This window comes from Pseudoalteromonas sp. S16_S37 (genome assembly GCF_014694405.1).
GTDB lineage: Bacteria > Pseudomonadota > Gammaproteobacteria > Enterobacterales > Alteromonadaceae > Pseudoalteromonas.
This window is the reverse complement of the sequence record NZ_JAAUWV010000162.1, coordinates 1-992: the sequence shown is the minus strand read 5'-3', so window position 1 is coordinate 992 and position 992 is coordinate 1. Positions and strand designations below refer to the sequence as shown.

The window sequence follows — 992 nt, the reverse complement described above, 5'->3', positions numbered from 1 at the left end:
GCGATTAAACCCAGAACTTTACTTGCCTTGGAACTATAAATCACAACGCATAGACTAAATTCTGGACTCAAGCATATTTTTGATGGTGAGTTACGCTAACTTGCCGTAAGCTCACAACAGGTGTAGCTCTCGACAGTAAGTCAGTTCGATTAACATACCAGTATGGCTAATATTCTTTACAGTACCTGCTATTTTGCGAGTATTCGTTTGAATTCTCACTCGGTGTTCAGGCAAACTCGATAATCGAACTGCCCCACGGCGATTTGCAGAATTCCAAGATTTTTGAATAGCATCTTCTAACTTTTCAGCAGTGAATGGTTTCATCACATATTGTGAAACACCATTTTGAATTGCTGCTAATACGTGTTCTTTGTCACCTAAAGAGCTCATCATAATAAAAGGGGTTGTCTTGAGCTTTTCTGACTTTCTCACTCTACGTAATAATTCATCACCATCCATTTGCGGCATTTGCCAATCAGCGATGATAATGTCTATTTTCCGTGCATTAAGCAGTTCAAAAGCTTCTATGCCATCAGCCGCAGTATAAACATTTTCTGAACCCAAGCGGTTTTCTATGGTATTGCGCACTAGATTACGTACTAACTGACAATCGTCCACGACTAAAAAGCTTACATCTTGCATTTAATGCCCCGTTAAAAACATGAATAATTGAAATACACTGTCGGTAAACGCAAACATATAGCAACACCGTAAGCGACTCCTTCATAGCTTAGGTTTAGCACACCTTGCTTTAATCACAACAAACAGTCATTGTGCGAAAATTAGTACATATGTATTTCGTAGAAAACTTCTATTACTTGGTTGGTATAGACCTACAGTTCTTAGCGCTTTACTTTATATAGTTTCGCGCAATTATACCAATTACATTAAATAAGTGATCAGATATTGCGACAGATAAATGGCTTAGAAACAAGGCAAATATTTCGCTATGTAGTTATTCTACATGAGAAATATTTAACGCAGTTAATGAG

General features: G+C 37.5%; 1 protein-coding gene. It reads right to left on the bottom strand.

The annotated features are described in order from the left end of the window. Positions 1-111: 111 nt before the first annotated feature. Entirely contained in the window at positions 112-642 is a 531-nt protein-coding gene (locus HC733_RS22390; RefSeq protein WP_190367179.1) for a response regulator, read from the bottom strand. Between the last annotated feature and the right edge of the window lie 350 nt (positions 643-992).